This is a genomic window from Paenibacillus sp. alder61 (assembly GCF_020179875.1).
In the GTDB taxonomy this organism is placed as follows: Bacteria; Bacillota; Bacilli; order Paenibacillales; family Paenibacillaceae; genus Fontibacillus; species Fontibacillus faecis.
On record NZ_JAIUDG010000011.1, the window covers coordinates 1 to 17247 of the forward strand.

The 17247-nt window shown below is 52.4% G+C and carries 11 protein-coding genes and 1 rRNA gene; 1 reads left to right on the top strand and 11 read right to left on the bottom strand.

The annotated features are described in order from the left end of the window. The 7 genes from LBW89_RS12810 to LBW89_RS12840 all read right to left on the bottom strand — a co-directional run. Positions 1-351 (bottom strand): 16S ribosomal RNA (locus LBW89_RS12810); the annotation flags it as partial. A gap of 398 nt (positions 352-749) precedes the next feature. Further along, positions 750-2171 carry an ABC transporter substrate-binding protein gene (locus LBW89_RS12815; protein WP_225039272.1) on the bottom strand — a complete coding sequence of 474 codons (1422 nt, stop codon included), beginning with the start codon at positions 2169-2171 and terminating at the stop codon, positions 750-752. Positions 2172-2196: 25 nt separating this feature from the next. Continuing rightward, positions 2197-3588: an ABC transporter substrate-binding protein gene (locus LBW89_RS12820; protein WP_225039273.1), complete on the bottom strand. Its 1392-nt coding sequence runs from the start codon at positions 3586-3588 to the stop codon at positions 2197-2199. A 297-nt stretch (positions 3589-3885) separates the two neighbouring features. Next, complete coding sequence (locus LBW89_RS12825; protein ID WP_225039274.1) at positions 3886-5268, bottom strand: radical SAM/SPASM domain-containing protein; 1383 nt, start codon at positions 5266-5268, stop codon at positions 3886-3888. A 181-nt stretch (positions 5269-5449) separates the two neighbouring features. After that, positions 5450-7471: an NAD-dependent DNA ligase LigA gene (ligA, locus tag LBW89_RS12830; protein ID WP_225039275.1), complete on the bottom strand. Its 2022-nt coding sequence runs from the start codon at positions 7469-7471 to the stop codon at positions 5450-5452. Positions 7472-7557: 86 nt separating this feature from the next. Next, positions 7558-9903 carry a DNA helicase PcrA gene (gene pcrA / locus LBW89_RS12835; protein ID WP_225039276.1) on the bottom strand — a complete coding sequence of 782 codons (2346 nt, stop codon included), beginning with the start codon at positions 9901-9903 and terminating at the stop codon, positions 7558-7560. Between the two features lie 489 nt (positions 9904-10392). After that, positions 10393-11109, bottom strand: a complete 717-nt coding sequence (locus LBW89_RS12840) for a heptaprenylglyceryl phosphate synthase (protein WP_225039277.1) — start codon at positions 11107-11109, stop codon at positions 10393-10395. A gap of 285 nt (positions 11110-11394) precedes the next feature. Here LBW89_RS12840 and LBW89_RS12845 point away from each other — a divergent pair, with 285 nt between their 5' ends. Then, on the top strand, positions 11395-12519 hold the full coding sequence (locus tag LBW89_RS12845; RefSeq protein WP_225039278.1) for an acyltransferase: 1125 nt from the start codon (positions 11395-11397) through the stop codon (positions 12517-12519). Between the two features lie 70 nt (positions 12520-12589). On the opposite strand, the gene LBW89_RS12850 is transcribed toward LBW89_RS12845, so the two are convergent. The 4 genes from LBW89_RS12850 to LBW89_RS12865 all read right to left on the bottom strand — a co-directional run bounded on the left by LBW89_RS12850 (position 12590) and on the right by LBW89_RS12865 (position 17183). Next, a complete protein-coding gene (locus tag LBW89_RS12850; RefSeq protein ID WP_148452768.1) occupies positions 12590-13474 on the bottom strand; it encodes a phosphatidylinositol-specific phospholipase C/glycerophosphodiester phosphodiesterase family protein in 885 nt (294 codons plus the stop codon). Positions 13475-13604: 130 nt separating this feature from the next. Beyond that, the gene (locus LBW89_RS12855; protein WP_225039279.1) at positions 13605-15116 is read right to left on the bottom strand and encodes a sugar transferase; all 1512 of its coding nucleotides are present in this window, start codon (positions 15114-15116) and stop codon (positions 13605-13607) included. 24 nt (positions 15117-15140) lie between these two features. Beyond that, positions 15141-16073: a glycosyltransferase family 2 protein gene (locus LBW89_RS12860; protein WP_225039280.1), complete on the bottom strand. Its 933-nt coding sequence runs from the start codon at positions 16071-16073 to the stop codon at positions 15141-15143. Between the two features lie 144 nt (positions 16074-16217). Beyond that, positions 16218-17183, bottom strand: coding sequence for a glycosyltransferase family 2 protein (locus LBW89_RS12865; protein ID WP_225039281.1), 966 nt, complete (start codon positions 17181-17183; stop codon positions 16218-16220). Positions 17184-17247: the final 64 nt, after the last annotated feature.

Genomic DNA, 17247 nt, shown 5'->3' on the forward strand with positions numbered 1-17247 from the left:
GAGTCTGGGCCGTGTCTCAGTCCCAGTGTGGCCGTTCACCCTCTCAGGTCGGCTACGCATCGTCGCCTTGGTGAGCCGTTACCCCACCAACTAGCTAATGCGCCGCAGGCCCATCCGTAAGTGACAGATTACTCCGCCTTTCCCAAGCCTCCCATGCGAGAAACTTGATTATCCGGTATTAGCTAACGTTTCCGCTAGTTATCCCGGTCTTACGGGCAGGTTGCCTACGTGTTACTCACCCGTCCGCCGCTAAGTCAACCAGGAGCAAGCTCCCGATTAACTCCGCTCGACTTGCATGTATTAGGCACGCCGCCAGCGTTCGTCCTGAGCCAGGATCAAACTCTCCAATAAGGGATGGAAGGATCTACTCGCCCAAAAGGGAGTGGCTTTCCATCCGAGTTGAAACTTATTGAATAAGCTGATAGCTCATTTTGAATCTGACGATTTATAAAAATCATCTAAATTGACGTGTTCCATTTGTTCAGTTTTCAAAGAACTTGATTTGTTCGCTAAAAGCAATCTAACAACCAACTTTTGTCGAACAGTATCTCATTATAGCGAAAATCCATTTCGCTGTCAACTTCTTTTTTTTAAAACGCTAGCTGCTAAGCAAGCATTCGTTCGAAGCGACAAATAATAATTTATCACGCCCTTGCTTGGTTGGCAACAGGTATATTTTCCCATCACAAAAAAAGAAGGTCGATCCCGTTTCTACGGAACCAACCTTCTCATGTTGCTTTTCGGATTATTTATTTTGCCGCATCGCTTCCGGCAGCCGAACCTTCTTTGGCTTTCTTCGCCTCTTGGTCCTTGACCGCCTTGTCGAGGGTAACCTGAGCCTCTTGTTCTATGACTTTAAGCGCGTCCTCGATGGACTTCTTCTTATTCTCAACCAGGCCAAGTTCCCGATCCATGATCGTTTGATATTGTTGGTAGAACTCCATCGGAATTTTATCGGAGCTGGAATACTGATCCTCCGAAACATTCGGTTTCAACTTATAAAACACATCGAGACTATGACCGTCGTACTCCTTGCTGTAGCCCATGCGGGAGAGCAGACCGTTATTCATGGATCTCGATTTGACTTTGGCGTAATCTTCCCCATTGATGAATTTGATGAAATCCCATGCCGCATCCGCGTTAGGAGAACCGGCACGGATCCCGAAGATTTCGCTAAAGTAGATGTTTCGGCTCGTTTCGGGGTTGGTCGGATCAACCGGTCCAGAGACCATCCCAAGTTCAAACGGCTTGTAATCCTTCATGGCGCTTCTGACTTCCTTCAAGCTCTGAAGCATATAAGGATCGCCTGTAGTAAGCGCAATCCGTCCCATCAAGAACATCTGGCTCTTATAATACTCTTCCATGGATCCGCCTTGGAATCCGCCGTCTTTCGGGTTGTAAACCGCTCCCGCACTGATGGCGTCCAAAGCCATTTGATAGGCTTTTTTCCAAGAATCCGTGTTCAATGTCACCTTTAAGGTGTCCGGATTAATGGCGTTCAAACCTTCCGCAGAGGCGATCTGCTGGGCCAATTGACTAAACGTCGTGGAGTAATTCGTTCCATATCCGTATATCCGGCTTTTCTCATCCCCCTCCGTAGGGAAACGCCGGGCAAGATCGAGAATCTCCTGCCAGGTCATTCCGTCGTGGGGTGGCTCGACACCGTATTTATTGAATAGATCGGCATTATAGAAAATGGCGTTTGCGTTAAAAGTCGGGCTCAGACCGTACAGCTTGCCGTTGCCCTTTTGCTTCAACATCTCGATCAATGCGGGATAAATCGTTTCGGTATTGTATTTGTCCCGGTCGATCAGCGTGTCCAGTTCCATTAATTTGCCGTCATTGGCCATCTTGCTGTAAGTTTCGGGATTCAGCATGACAACGTCCGGCTGCTCTTTATCGATAAAGTCCATCATCGCCTTGTTATAATCCTCGACCTGCCCGCCGCTATAGATAGATTGCGTATTGACCACTTCAATCTCAACATTAGGATACTGCATCGCAAACATGTCACCATACTGTTGAAAGAAGTAGCTCTCATCAAAAAACATCACTTTCATCATGCGCTGCGTCTCCGCCTGCTTGCCCTGTCCCGGGTTACAGCCCGCAATCAGCACCATTATAGCGCTGAGCGCCAGCAATAGGAGCTTGTTCAACTTGTTACCTTTCAAGGTATACCCTCCTCATATTCTTCGATTAATTAGTTTCCGCGTCCTTCTTGTCCTTCTTATCCTTCAGCGCCTTATCCAACTGAGCCTGTGCTTCCTGCTCAATGGTTTTCAAGGCTTCATCCACGGATTTGCTCTTCTTCTGAAGCAGTCCGGTCTCCCGCGAGAGAATAGAATAGTATTGCTCGTAGAACGCCGAAGGGATCTCGTCTTCCGACGATAAAAGGTTGCTCTCTGAACTCGGCTTCAGCTTATAAAAAGCATCCAGGTTGACACCCTCGAATTCTTTCACACTGCCCATCCGGGTGAGCATCCCTTCATTCAACGTTCTGGACTTAATTTTGGCGTATTCCTCGCCGTGTACAAATTTCATGAAGTCCCATGCCGCTTCAACATTCGGCGTATTCGCCCGGATCGATAAAACGCGGCCAAAATAGATTTCCCGCGATTCATCCGGTTTGGCCGGATCCACCGGGCCCGCAACGATGCCCAGTTGGAACGGTTTGTAATCCTTTAACCGGGTTTTGACGTCCCTCAGGTTCTGAAGAAAATAAGACCCGTCCGTAGTCATCGCCATGCGTCCCATCAGAAAGGGTTGGCTATTATAATACTCTTCCATCGATCCACCTTGAAATCCCCCGTCCTGCGGGTTGTATATGGCTTTGGATTCGATGGCATCCAGTGCGAGTTGATAAGCTTGTTTCCAACCTTCCGTATTTATAGTAACTTTCCGGGTTTTCGGGTCCACTTCTTTAATTCCATGGGTACTTGCGATCATGGACGCCAGGTCCTGAAGCTGATAACCGAAATTCGAGCCGAAACCATAGACCCGGCTTTTCTCGTCCCCATCGGTCGGGAAACGGCGGGCGGTATCGATAATCTCCTGCCAGGTCATCCCGTCATGCGGCGGCTCGACCCCGTATTTCGCAAACAGATCCGCATTATAGTAAATCACGTTCGCATAAAAGTAAGGGGACAGTCCATAGAGCTTGCCGCCGCCTCGTTCCTTTAACATCTCCAGCATCCCGGGAAGGAACGAGGACGTGTCAAATTTGTCACGGTCGATCAACGTCTGCAAATCCATCAAAAGCCCCTCGGAAGCCAGGATACTGTAGCTGTCTTTATCCAGCATCAAAACATCGGGCTGCTCCTTGTCCAGAAGCTCCTTCAGCGCTTTTTTCGTATCCTTCTCTTCCGCGTCATAGACGCTTTGCATGCTTACGACTTCAATGTTCACATTCGGATATCTCATGGCAAACAAATCGCCGTAGGTTTGATAGAAATACCCCTCATCTCCAAACAAAACCTTGAGCGTACGCTGCTCATTTTCCGCTTTGGTTCCCGTCTTCGCGCAGCCTGCAGCGAGCAAGCAAACGATGAACAGGATCAGCGGCTTATGTAGCTTTCGAAAAATCATCATTACCCCCTGTATAATAGATTCGAAATAATAACATTCCATCCTTATAACGTTTGAAAGGAAATGAAAGTTACACTTTTCGTATAATTTTTCCATTAGTATTAAAATGGCATTAAAAAATCCCCCGCCACGGAAGCAGGGGATAAGGAACATCCGAAATGGAATATTAGCTTAAATTGCCGGGCACCGACTTCGAAACCCGGCCCGTTTTGACCAACGCAGGCGCGGCTGCAGGGCGGATAATTTTCACGGCTCTCACCTCCTTTACAAGCTTCCCGGTATATCCGCTTCACATCGCGGTTACTTCATGAAGCTGGCCTGCTTGCTTTCGTTCTGCAGCCAGACGGTGCGCAGCGTCTGTTTGATCTGCCTCTTCTCATAAGAGCAAGGCCGCTGACCGGTCCGCATCCGATAGAGCGGACAGTGATTGCCCTGGCAAGCCGGGCGAAAGAAGCAGGCGCGGCAGTTTTCGTCGTGTTCCTCCCCCGAGGTCGTCCACAGCGCCAGCTTATCGTTATCCAGCTCCAGCGTGCCGTCCCGATATATCCGCCCGAGCCGGTTGTTATCCTGCTCCAGGGCGACGGAGCATTTATACAGCACACCGTCGGAACCGACGACGAATGAATTCGGCTTGGCCGCGTAGCATATGGCCCCGGTGGGCAGCAAAATATCGGAGATGAACGAACTGATGTGCAGCCCTTCGGCGATGGCCATTTCGTTGAACTCCCATATTTTATGGTCCTTGGTGCGCTCGTCGCACACCGGAAGATTCAGATCGTTCTCTCCCCCCATACAGCCGACGGGACGAAAGTAAACTTTAAACCGCGGATCGTCCGCAAACAAATCGCGCAGCACCGGAATAAAGCCAGCAACGGCCTCAAGATTGCTGTTGTCAAAATTAACGCGAAGATTGATCTCAAAGGGGCGGTCGACGTCTTTCAACGAAAGCAGGTTGTTCACGATCGTACGATACGTTCCGCCTCCGCCATGCAGCCCTCTGCGCTTGTTATGAACCTCTTCCTCCCCGTCCAGCGTGACCATAAATCGCCCGACATGCAAATCCAGTAGTTGATTTAATCGTTCGCGCGTCAAAAAATACCCGTTGGTGGACATCTCGGCCTCATAAACCACATCATTCGCTTCGCAAGACGCGATAAAGGAACGCGACAGCCTTTCGATGAGATGCGGCACCAACAGCGGCTCACCGCCATGCCAGCTGATCGTAAGCCGGTTCAGCGTTTTGCTCCGGGATGCGATATAAGCCTCCAGTCCTTCCATCACTTCCTGGCGCATCGCCCCTCTCGGAAAAGACTCATAACAATAGGTACAGCGGAAGTTACAGGCTTCGGTTGCCAAAAGAACCAGGTGCATCGTATCGGCCGCATGCAGGGATTGATGCAGAAACAAGGCTCTGCGCAGCTCATCCGTGTCCTCCCTGACCAGAAATCCCTGCTCTACGAGCAGCGGATGCAGATCCGCAGCAGGACCGGATGGGGGTTCGCCCGGCCGGAGGCATAGCATCAACGCCGCTCTCTCCTCCGCGGAAAAGGAGGCTACCGCCCCGGTATAACTGTTGTAAAGCACCACTCCTCCGTCATCGCTTTCACTTTGCGCATTAAACCGCGAAGGCTTCCAACCGAGTCCGTTTCCCATCAAGAACATCCCCATCCTTTTCATCTTCATTTCAAAGGAAGACTCGCCGGCTCCCCTGATCTAATCATCATGAAAGGAAATAGGCCGATGGTTCAATGACCCGCATCACTTCGCGGCAATGAACTTTGGCGGCGCAAAAAAAATCCCGGGCCGTCGGCGTGCTTAAAATGCACCGTTTCCCGGGATTACTCACTCTTTACCATGAAGAAAATTACTCGTTTTGTCCGTTCAACAGCTTGATCAATTCATCCTCGTCTTCGATTACCGGAATGCCCAGTTCCTGAGCCTTGGCCAGCTTGCTGCCGGCCTTCTCACCGGCGATGACCAAATCCGTCTTCTTCGAAACGCTGCCGGTCACCTTGGCGCCGAGCGCTTCAAGCCGCGCCGTAGCCTCGTCCCGGCCGAGCTGATGCAGCGTACCGGTCAGCACGACGGTTTTGCCGGAGAAGAAGGAATCCGTCACCGGAGCCGCCGCCTGCTGCGGCGGCTTTGCCTCCACGCCCAGGGACAGCATCTTATGGATACCGGCCTGCATGAACGGGTCGGCAAAAAAGGACACGATGCTCTCGGCCACAATCCCGCCGATATCCGGAAGCTCCGTCAGTTCCTCTACCGTGGCGTTCATGATTTTGTCCAAATCCCGGAAATGGTCCGCCAATACTTTGGTCGTCGATTTTCCGGTGTTCGGGATGCCCAGCGCATACAAGAACGAAGCCAGGTCCCGTCCCTTGCTCTCCTCGATCGCCTTCAGCAGGTTGTTCGCTTTCTTCTCACCGAAGCGCTCCAGCTTGATCAATTCCTCAAACGTGAGCGTATACAGTTCGGCTGGCTCGCGAACGTTCAGTTCATCGTGCAGTTGTTCGGCGGTCTTCTCGCTGAACGTTTCGATGTCCATCGCGTCCCGGGACGCGAAGTGCGTGATCCGGCTGACGATCTGCGGCTTGCAGTCCAGCCGGTTGTTGCAGAACAGATGAGCGCCGCGCTGTTCCAGCGGGAAGCCGCAGGCCGGGCAGTTTACCGGGTAGACGATCTCTCCGCCGTCCTGTTCCTCGGTCACTTTGCCGAGAATTTCGGGGATGACATCGTTCGAGCGGCGGATGAACACCCGGGTGCCCAGGGCGAACTTCAGGTTTTTGCGCTCGATATCGCCGACGTTGTTGAGCGTGCAGTTTTGCACGGTGACCCCGGCGAGCTCGACCGGTTCGACTCTGGCGAGCGGCGTGATTTTGCCGGTGCGGCCCACGTTCCAGGTCACGGACTCCAGCACCGTGGTCGTCTCCTCCGCTTCAAACTTAAAGGCGACCGCCCAGCGCGGGAACTTGTCCGTATAGCCCAGCACCTCGCGGGTGCGCATGTCGGTGATTTTGATGACGGCCCCGTCGATCAGGTAATCCAGCGAGGAACGTTTGTCCACGATGGTATGGAGGACATCGATCACTTCCTGGAAACTGTCGTGATACGTTACATGCGGATTGACTTTGAAGCGGTTCTCTTTGAGAAAAGCCACCATCTCCTGATGACTGGAAAACCGGATTCCGTCGGAATAACCGACATTATAGAAGTAAGCGTTCAGCTTCCGTTCCGCCGTCGTCCGCGGATTCAAATTGCGCAGTGCGCCGGCGGCGGCGTTCCGCGCGTTCTTCAAGGGCTCGGCGGCCGTCTCGTTGTATTTGGCGAGCACGGACAAATTCATAATGCCTTCGCCCTGAACTTCGATCGTCCCCGCGGTGAATGGAATGGTCAACGGCACCGATTTGATCGTTTTGACCTGAGCCAGAATGCCTTCCCCGACCACCCCGTTGCCCCGGGTCGAGGCTTGAACCAGCTTGCCGTCCGTGTACGTCAAATTCAACGTCAGGCCGTCGAATTTGAGCTCCACTACATAGGTAGGGTCCGGCAGCGGCGTATCGGGATTTTTGCTGTTGTAGTCGGCAATCAATCGCAGCACCCGATTGTTCCAGTTGATCAGTTGCTCCTCGTTCTGCGCTTTATCCAGACTCCACAGCGGAGCCAGATGGCGATGGGGCTTAAAGCCCTGAAGCAACTCGCCGCCGACCCGTCCCGTAGGCGAATCGGGGAGCGTTATCCCGGTCTCCGCCTCCAGCGCGGTCAATTCGTCGTACAACAGATCGTACTCCTTGTCGCTGACGAGCGGCTGGTCCAGGGTGTAGTAGTGGTAGTTATACTGGTTTAACTGCTCTACAAGCTGTTCCATTCTTTGCATTTTATCCATGCGGGGACAACCCTCCTTATTATGTAGGACGGAGGGACCGCCTGACCCGTTCGTTCAGGGGCCCTCCGCGTATTGATGACGGCTCCTTAGCCCTCGGTCACCTTCGTGATCGGGGCAAAGCTGGCGAGCAGGCGCTTCAAACCGATCGGTGCCGGAAAAGCGATCGTCAGCTCCGTATTATTGCCGGAGCCGGTGATCGACACGATGGTGCCGACGCCCCATTTGCCGTGCGACACTTTGTCGCCGGCCTGGAATTCGCCGGGGTCGGTCGACCCCGGCGGCTTGGCCATGGCGGACGACCCGGAGGCGCCCACCGTCATGGTCACGCCGCTGCGGCCGCCCGCAGCCGGCCGCGAAGCGGGGACTTCGGCAGCGCCGCGGTGGCCGAAGTTGCTTCCGCCGCCGCTGCCGAAGCCGCGGCCGCTGTACGCGCCGCCGATCCCCGCCCCCCGGCGGTACCGATCGCGCGCGATGCCCGTATCTTCTTTGAGTTCCTCCGGAATCTCATCCAGAAACCGCGAAGGCGGGTTGGCGGTGGTCCGGCCGAACAAGGTGCGCATCTGGGCGCAGGAGAGGAACAGCTTCTCTTCGGCACGGGTAATGCCGACATAAGCCAGCCTGCGCTCCTCCTCCAGCTCCTCGTTGTCGAGGAAAGCCCGGCTGTGCGGGAACACGCCTTCTTCCATCCCGACGATGAACACGACCGGAAACTCCAGGCCTTTGGCGCTGTGCATCGTCATCAGCACGACCGCGTCGTCGTTCTGTTTCTCGGCGTCACTGTTATCGTTCATGCTGTCGATATCGGCGATCAGCGCGAGGTCGGTCAGGAAAGAAACGAGCGACTTGTCTTCATTATTATTCTCAAATTCCATCGTTACCGACAGGAATTCATCAATATTTTCGAGGCGGGACCGCGATTCGATCGTATTCTCGTTCTGCAGCTCCAGCCGATACTGCGTCATTTCCAGCAATTTCTCGGTCAGTTCGGTGACGGAGAGATACTCGACCATTTGATGCAGCGCCGCGATCATATCGTAAAACTCAACCAGCGCGTTGCGGGTCCGCCCCGCGATGCCGAGATCGTCGACCGTCTCCAGCACGCGGAAGATGGATACTCCCCGCTGTGCCGCCGCGTCGGCCAGTTTGCCGACCGTCGTATCGCCGATGCCTCTTTTGGGCACATTAATGATCCGGGTTAAGCTGATATCATCGTCAGGGTTGGACAGCAGCCGCAGGTAAGCGAGCAGGTCCTTGATTTCTTTGCGGTCGTAGAACTTGATGCCCCCGACAATCTGGTAAGGGATATCCGATTTGATGAGAATTTCCTCGATGACCCGGGATTGCGCGTTGGTCCGGTAGAGGATGGCGTGGTCGCGGTATTTTTTGCCGGCCTTGATGTTGTTGGATATCTCCGACGTGACAAAATACCCTTCATCATGCTCCGAATCCGCCCGGTAGACCTTGATCTTGTCGCCCTCGCCCTTGTCGGTCCACAGCTTCTTCGGCTTCCGTCCCGTGTTCCGCCCGATCACCCCGTTGGCCGCGTTCAGAATCGTCGCGGTGGAACGGTAGTTCTGCTCGAGCATGATCGTCGTCGCTTCCGGATAATCCTGCTCGAAATTGAGGATATTGGTGATATCCGCCCCGCGCCAGCGGTAAATCGACTGGTCGCTGTCCCCGACGACGCAGATGCGGTGATGTTTGTCGGCCAGCATCCGGCACAGCATATATTGCGCCCGGTTGGTATCCTGGTATTCGTCGACGTGGATGTACTGGAATTTTTTTTGGTAAAAATCCAGCACCTCCGGCGTTTCCTTAAACAGCTCGATCGTCTTCATGATCAAATCGTCGAAGTCGAGGGAGTTGTTGCTGCGGAGCCGCTTTTGATACATCGTGTAGACTTTGGCGACGATCCCTTCGAAAAAGTCCCCGATCTTCTGTTCATACTGCTGCGGTGTGATTAGTTCGTTCTTCGCGGTGCTGATCATCGATTGAACGGCCTTCGGCTCGAACTTCTTCGTGTCGATGTTCAGTTCCTTCATAATGTTGCGGATAACGGAGAGCTGGTCGGTCGAATCCAGAATGGAAAAATTCGACGTAAACCCGATGCGCTCGATATCGCGCCGCAAGATCCGCACGCACATGGAGTGGAAGGTGGACACCCAGATGTCCCGGCCCTCCGCGCCGCCGACGAGGCGGGATACGCGGTCCTGCATCTCGCGCGCGGCCTTGTTGGTAAAGGTGATCGCCAGAATGGCCCAGGGCGGCGCCTTGCGGGTGGCGATCAGGTAGGCGATGCGGTGCGTCAGCACGCGCGTCTTGCCGCTGCCCGCGCCGGCCATGATCAGCAGCGGCCCTTCCGTCGTGACGACGGCTTCCCGCTGCTGCGGGTTCAGACGGGCGACCGCCTCTTGTATGTTAACAGGTTGCATAGAAATCATGCTCCTTTCTTAATATCGCTTCAACTGTCCAACTCAAGGTAAGGGTCAAGGATCGGATAAGGGATCCGATCTCTGGCGCTTAAGCCTTTTGCAGACATTTAACGGACTTTTGGGCCGTTATTGCGGCCGAACCTGGGATGATACCCCCAGCTTCTCTTGCCGACCGCGGAATAACGGTCTTTTAGGCCGTTATTTGGGCCAGATTCGGCTCCAAGGGCAAAATAGAGGTCAAAAAGGGCCTTATTTACTTTGTGCGGACCCCAAATCAGGGTTTGGAGCGCTTTTTTCCAAAAATAAGAGCCTAAACAGCCGCTATTCGGTTCCGATGAGCCAAATTCGACAAAATAGCGCCTTAAAAGTCCCTTATTCACCTACCCTACCTCAAACGGAGTTGGCCGCTATCCAATTTGCTCGTGTAATGCAACGCTAGCGCCCTAATTTCTCCTATTTTCCCACCTCGGGCCCCAGAACAAGGTTCTGTCAAACTTCTTCGTTTATCATTCGCCGCTCTTGCACCGCCTTCACCGTTTCAAGCGCCCGGTCGAGATCGGTGTACACCGCGTTGCCGACGACGATGGTGTCGCTGACCGCGGCCGCCCGCCGGGCCGACTCCGCGTCCGCGATGCCGCCGCCGTAAAACAGGCGGGCTTCCCCGAGCGAGCGGCGGACGTCCGCCACCAGCTCGAGATTCCCAAACGTGCCGCTGTACTCCACGTACACGATCGGTAGGCGGAGCAGTTTGTCCGCGACCTGCGCGTAGGCGGCGGCCTGAGCGGCCTCCAGCCGCGTATCCGCGGATGTGATCCGGGCCACGGTCGAATCGGGGTTCAGCACGATGTAGCCTTCCGGAACAAGCATGTCCCACGGGATCATGTAGCCAAACTGTTCCACCGCCCGGGCATGCTGCCCGACCAGCCAGTCGCTCTGCCCCGTGTTCAGCACCATCGGAATCAGGTACAGGTCGAACCCCGGCACGACGGCCTCCAGGGCGGAAACCTCGAGCACGCAGGGGAGCTCATATTGACGAATCCGGGACAGAAGGTCCACGGTATTGTCATAGGTCACTCCGCTGGACCCCCCTACCATGATCGCGTCGCTCCCGGACAAGCAGACCGCCTCCAACGCTTCGTCCGTCAATATCCGATCCGGGTCCAATTTAAAAACATGCCGCCAGTTTTGCCAATTTTGCCGCTGCATGAACACCCCATCCACCAAGCCTTTCCAACCGATTCAGCTCCCTATATGGTCGCGAAAAACGGGGCCTCTTTCCCGCCCCGCATCCAGTTTATGCCGCTTTTTTCACAGTACTGTACATCATAACATTTCTAGTCTAAGTTACCCCGGGGGGACTGTCAATGTTCGCATCGGAGGCGAACAAAAAAAGTTGGCCTCTTCCGTGTGATTCGATTCTATGGTCGGTTGACGGGCCAATTCCCCTTTTAATAAACTGGTCATAGTTCACAAAGATAAGAGGGGGATTATTTGAGAAAAGCCAAATTAGAAGAGATTGAAATATTGCGCGGACTGGCCTTTTTAGCCGTTGTTTTGCAACACGTCATCGCCGGTCTCTTTTACCAGCCTGGGTTGAGTCCCGGGGCGCTTACGGTCGGAACGACCGCACTCGGACTGAGCCGGTATGCGGTGCCTATGTTCGTCTTCATTACCGGGGTGGTTCTTTTTTATAATTACGACGGAGAATTGAAGTTCGGAGCCTTTCTGCGAAAAAGATTTCAGCAAGTCGTTGTTCCCTATGTGGCCTGGACCGTTTTCTACTATGTTTGGGTCGGCTTCCTGAGCGGGGTCTCCGCCAAAAGCACCTGGCTGCAGCTTTACGACATCCTTGAGTTGTCTTTGACCGGCAAAGCTTCTTATCATCTATGGTTTATGGTCATGATTATTCCTTTTTACCTGCTTTACCCTCTATTTCGGCTTCTGTTGTCCAGGCAAAGATCATGGCAGGTGAATCTTGCCGTTGCGGGCGCCATCTTGATGATCAACCTGCTGCTCGTTTACGCCCTTTCCCAAGGGAAAATTTACAGCGACAATCCTAACCTGGGCTTTATTTTTCAATATCTGGACCGAAATTTCGTCTTCTGGATCTTTTACTTTATGCTGGGCGGGTTGGTAGGCATATATTATGAACAGTGGAAAACCTTTGTACGGAAAACCTGGCTGATCAGCGCCTCGCTTCTGGTCCTCTGCATGGTTCGGATCTACTTTAAAGTCGCTGAGATCAATGAAGGCGTGACGGACAATCCGTATCTGTTCAGCTCGAATGTCACTGCCCCGTTAAATCCTTTTATGATGGCGACGATTATCTTCCAGATTCTACTGATCTTCCTTCTGGCCGAAAAAATAGCCGCTTCCTCCGGACGGGGCGCCAAAATGCTAAGAACGTTCGGAAAATACTCTTTCGGAGCTTACCTGGCCCACGCCTTCGTTCTGAATGTCGTCAGCAATTCGGTTATCGCCTATCTGGGTGTCCTGGGCGTCTACGCTCAAACGCTCGTGTCCTTTATCCTTTGTGCGGTTCTTAGTCTGGGGCTCTGTGTAGGTCTCAGCCGAATGAAGACTTCGGTTGGCGAAACGTTGGTAGGTAGAGTTTAAGGGTTTGGTGGGGAGGCTCCCCCCCCCCATCATCTCCCCCCACGGCATGGAAACGAAGCAACGGAGAGCATTAAAATCCGAGATAAGCGGTCCAGCCTGCCCGGGCGGCATCCTGCTCGCTCAAAAAATCGGTGTAGAATCCGTAAACTCCCATCCGCTTGAACTTCGCGATGCTTCTGGGCTCATTCACGGTATGAACATAGGACGGGACCCCGATGCTATTCAGGGCGGTCACGAGTTTTTCCGTGGCCCGGGTTTCCGACATGGTGACGGCGGCGAGCCGCTTTTCCTTGGCAAATTCGATGACCTGCTCATCCGAATCCTCGGATTGATAGAGCGTATAAATCACCTGCTCGAAAGAATGCAGCCTCTCCACGTCTCCCCACATCTCCCGATTGTAAATCTGCGGCACAACGCGATCCAACAGGGCAGCGTCCCGCTTTTTGGCGCTTTGCACGATCTTGGTGTAAATGCGATTAAACTCTTCCGTCTTAATCTGCTTGGTATCGGTAACCACATAGATGTCGGGATAGCGTTCCATCAAGTCCAGAATATCCTCCCAGCCCAAAGGTTCATACCGGCCGAGGATTTTGGCCTCCTTGAATTCCCGGTAGCTCCACACCGTCCCGCGCTCGTCAGGCTTCACCATCGCCTCCTGGCCCAGCATCTCGGTGAACTTCTCGCCCCATTCATGCCGGGCGATCAGCCGGTCATCTTTGCTTAAAAGGAGGTCCGCCTCGAAAACGCGGGTCCCTTTTTCATAGTTGGCAATGAAAGCTTCATAGCTGTTCGTATACGTCAGCCCCTCGATCCCGCCCATGGCGTGGGCCACCACCCGGTGCGCCTGAAACCCCGGAGCCGATGGCACCGATGCCTGCGGTTTGGAAAGGGTGAAGAACATAAGAACGGTAACGCCCGCAAACAGCAGCAAGTAATGCAGGGGTTTTGGATTCATGCTGTGCCGCCCCCTTTTTAGGATGATTTCGCCCGGAATCGGGCTCGCGATTTCTTATTAACTAATAAACGTAAAAAAGCCTGCAGACTCAGGGGAGTCTTGCAGGCTTTCACGATGCTATTTTATGAAATTAATAGGCCCCCGTACCTTTTATGACGATCGGCAGGGTCTTAAAGAGGATTTTCATCTCCAGGCCGAAGCTCCAATGCTCGATATAATATAAGTCCAACTTTACCCATTCTTCAAAAGGCAGGTCGCTTCTGCCGTTAATTTGCCAAAGCCCCGTAATGCCCGGACGAATATCCAGCCGCCGCCATTCGTAGTCCGTATATTGCTCCACTTCCTTCGGAAGCGGAGGGCGCGGACCGACCAGACTCATATGGCCGAGTACGACATTCAAGAGCTGCGGCAGCTCATCAATGGAATATTTGCGGATAAACCGCCCCACTCTTGTCACGCGAGGATCGTTCTTTATTTTAAATACCGGGCCGTCCGCCTCGTTTTGCGTAGTCAATTCCACTTGCAGCTGCTCCGCGTTCTCCACCATGGATCTGAACTTATACATGTTGAACGGAGCCCCGTTTTTGCCGATCCGCCGCTGTTTGATCATCACGGGTCCTTTGCTGTCCAGCTTGATGCTTACGGCTACGATGAGCAGTAAGGGAGAGATTAGGATCAGGCCCACTATGGAGAGCACCAGATCCGAGGCCCTTTTCAAGATTAGGTTAAGCCCACGCAACGGCGTCTTGACGATCTCGATACAAGGATATTCATAGGCCTGGTCAAACACGACGCCCGACGTCACCATTTCGAACATCTCCGGAATGATCTTAATACGGACATCATATTTGCGGATACGAGTGATCATGTTATTAATTACGTTCCGTTCCGAGGGAATCGTAATGTAAATCTCATGGATTTCGTACTGCTGTAGCAGCCTTTCCACCTGATCAATTGAACCGATCACCTGCTCCGTATCCTTTTTATAATCATCCAAAAAGCCTACAAACCGGTATCCGTTTGTTTTCCCGCTAAACAGGTTATCCCGGATTTCCTCGCCTACCCGCCCGGCGCCGATTATAAGGACATTCTTGCTGTATATGTTTTTGCGGGTTAAAAGAACCATGACCCCCTGGCGCAGCAGACGGGAGATAAAGGCGCTAACCACGATCAAGACCGCAAAAGAGAAAATGACCAAGCGGGAATAGACTACCCCGGTTTTCAAGAAAAAGATAAGGCCGAGAGCGATGAGGAAAGAAAAAAACACGGCTTTTCCCGCTTTTAGGGTGTCATCGATAACTCTAATATCCCGGTCCCATTTGTAAAGTCCGTGATGGGTCGTATAAATCGCGTAGATGGTAAAAATCACACCCAATAAGAGCAGATAATCTCTTCCCACCGGCAGCGTCTCCCAGTGATTGAACAGGTCGGTGACGCTGTCGATTTTATAGTCGGGGAGTACCCGGATAAAAAACAGCAGCATAAAACTGCAGATGTAAAAGACATATTCCAGCGCGATCAAACCAATGTTAAGAAACCTCTCCAAACGAAGCGTCCGTTTCTTGTACATGGAGATATTCTCCGCGATTAATAGATTGGTTGCATTCAATGATTTATTGTTCATGGATACCGACGAGCTCATTTCCACACTCCCCAAAAAGCATTGCTAGTTCATGCCTACACCGGAACCCTTATCCGAACTTTTCGGGAGCGATTCCGGTTTCCTGGTTCCTTTAAGCGGGAATGAGAGAGCGGATTTGGCCACCGCCATCATAAATTGAACACCGATTCCCGCGTAAATCACGGCACTTACCAAAGGATTATATTTCTTCCTATAGTGTTTATTATAGAACAACACCATGGAACGATGAAATTCGTAAATGATTTTTAAAGGTCTGCGAGGCGCACTGCCTCCTTTATAATGGACAATTGTGGTACGCGGATAATAATAATTGACCCATCCGGCCTCTTTGATCCGGTAACACCAATCCGTATCTTCCGCATACATGAAGAAGTCTTCGTCCAGCATGCCTACCTGCTCGATCGTCTCCTGGCGGACCATCATAAAGGCGCCGACCAGGCAGTCGATGGGGTATTCTTGGTCCGGGTCCAAATAACCCAATTGATACTGGTTGAATCTGGGGTTATCCGGGAACCATTTCGAAAACCCAAAGGCATAGTAGAACGAAGCGGATGGCGTAGGAAAACCACGCTTGCACGCCTTATCCAGCGAACCGTCGGGCAAAATCACCTTACAGCCCGAGGCCCCCACTTCCGGGTGGCCGTCCATAAACTCCAACATGATTTGCAGCGTGTCTTTTTGAATAATCGTATCGGAGTTGAGCAGCAAAACATAACGTCCACCGGAGACTTTCATCGCTTGATTGTTTGCGTACGAAAAACCCGTATTCTTCTCATTCACGATCAGAGTGACTTGAGGAAACTGCTCGCGGATTTGTTCCACCGAATCGTCGTGCGAGTGGTTATCCACCACAATGACCTCAAACCGATATCCCGTTTCCGAGGCATATACGGACTGCAAACAGTCCAACGTCAGTCGGCACGTGTTGTAATTGACAATAACTATGGATAAATCCACCGGCAACGCTCCTGACAAAAATAGTAATCTATCGACATTATAGCATAATGTGAGAGGTGGAGGGGAAATATGGGGAGAGAAATGGCGGAGAGAGCTGGATAAAAGACAAAAGGAACCGGTAAGAACCGGTCCCTTAATAGTCCCTTAATTTGAAGCTTCAGTAACCTTACTTTTGTTCTTGTTAAGGACCTTCTCCTTAAGTTCCCTACGCTTTGCCTTCAGATTCGGCCTTTGACGCCAAAAGTCTACCCAGGCACCAAGCACATTTGGCTCTCGCAGCAGCATGTATACGTGTACTGAAATTTCATAAGCTAGCAATTGAGGGAGGTTTCTAGTCCAACCGGCACCCAAAAGGTTTTTGTAGATCATTTTATACCGGTTGATGAACGAACGCTGGCGAATAAACAAGGGTCTTGCACCTCTCTGGCCTTTCTTCCATCCCCGCTTATGAATGCCGAGCGCCTCAGCGCAATAATACGCCTTCCAACCCAACAGTTCAGCGCGCCAGGCCACGTCTACATCTTCTTTATATGCAAAAAAGTCTTCATCAAAAAATTGTCCTTGGATCGAAATGTCATCGATCATGTTTCGCGAATAGATCGCCGCAGCCCCGGAGACGCCGAACACCTCTCCCGAAGCGCTCCATTGCTGTCTCGGCTCCCCCGCCCCTCGATCAAACGCTCTCCAGATCCGGTTCATCACAAGGCCGGTACTGTCGATGATCTCTTCATTATCTTGAAATACGAGCATTCCCGTAGCACTGCCGACTGTGGGATTTCGCTCCATCATCTCTACCAACAGCTTAATATAATCAGGAGCTAATACGACATCCGGATTCAGCACCAAAACGTAATCGGACTTTGAGAGCCGAATTCCCTGGTTATGAGCAGGGGCAAAACCGGTGTTACGTTCATTTTGGACCAAATGGACTCGGGATTCATGTCTTGATAAAAAAGCCTCCACTACCTTTACCGTATGATCTGCGGAGGCATTATCCACAACGATGATCTCATCAACAGGATGAGTTTGATGGATCACTGCCTCCAGGCACGATGCTATATCATGAGAACTGTTATAAGTTACGATCTGGACACTAACCTTGGGTGGCATAATAGCACGCTTCCTTTTCGCTTCAAAAATAAAAAAGAACATTACCGATCGATAATGTTCTTTA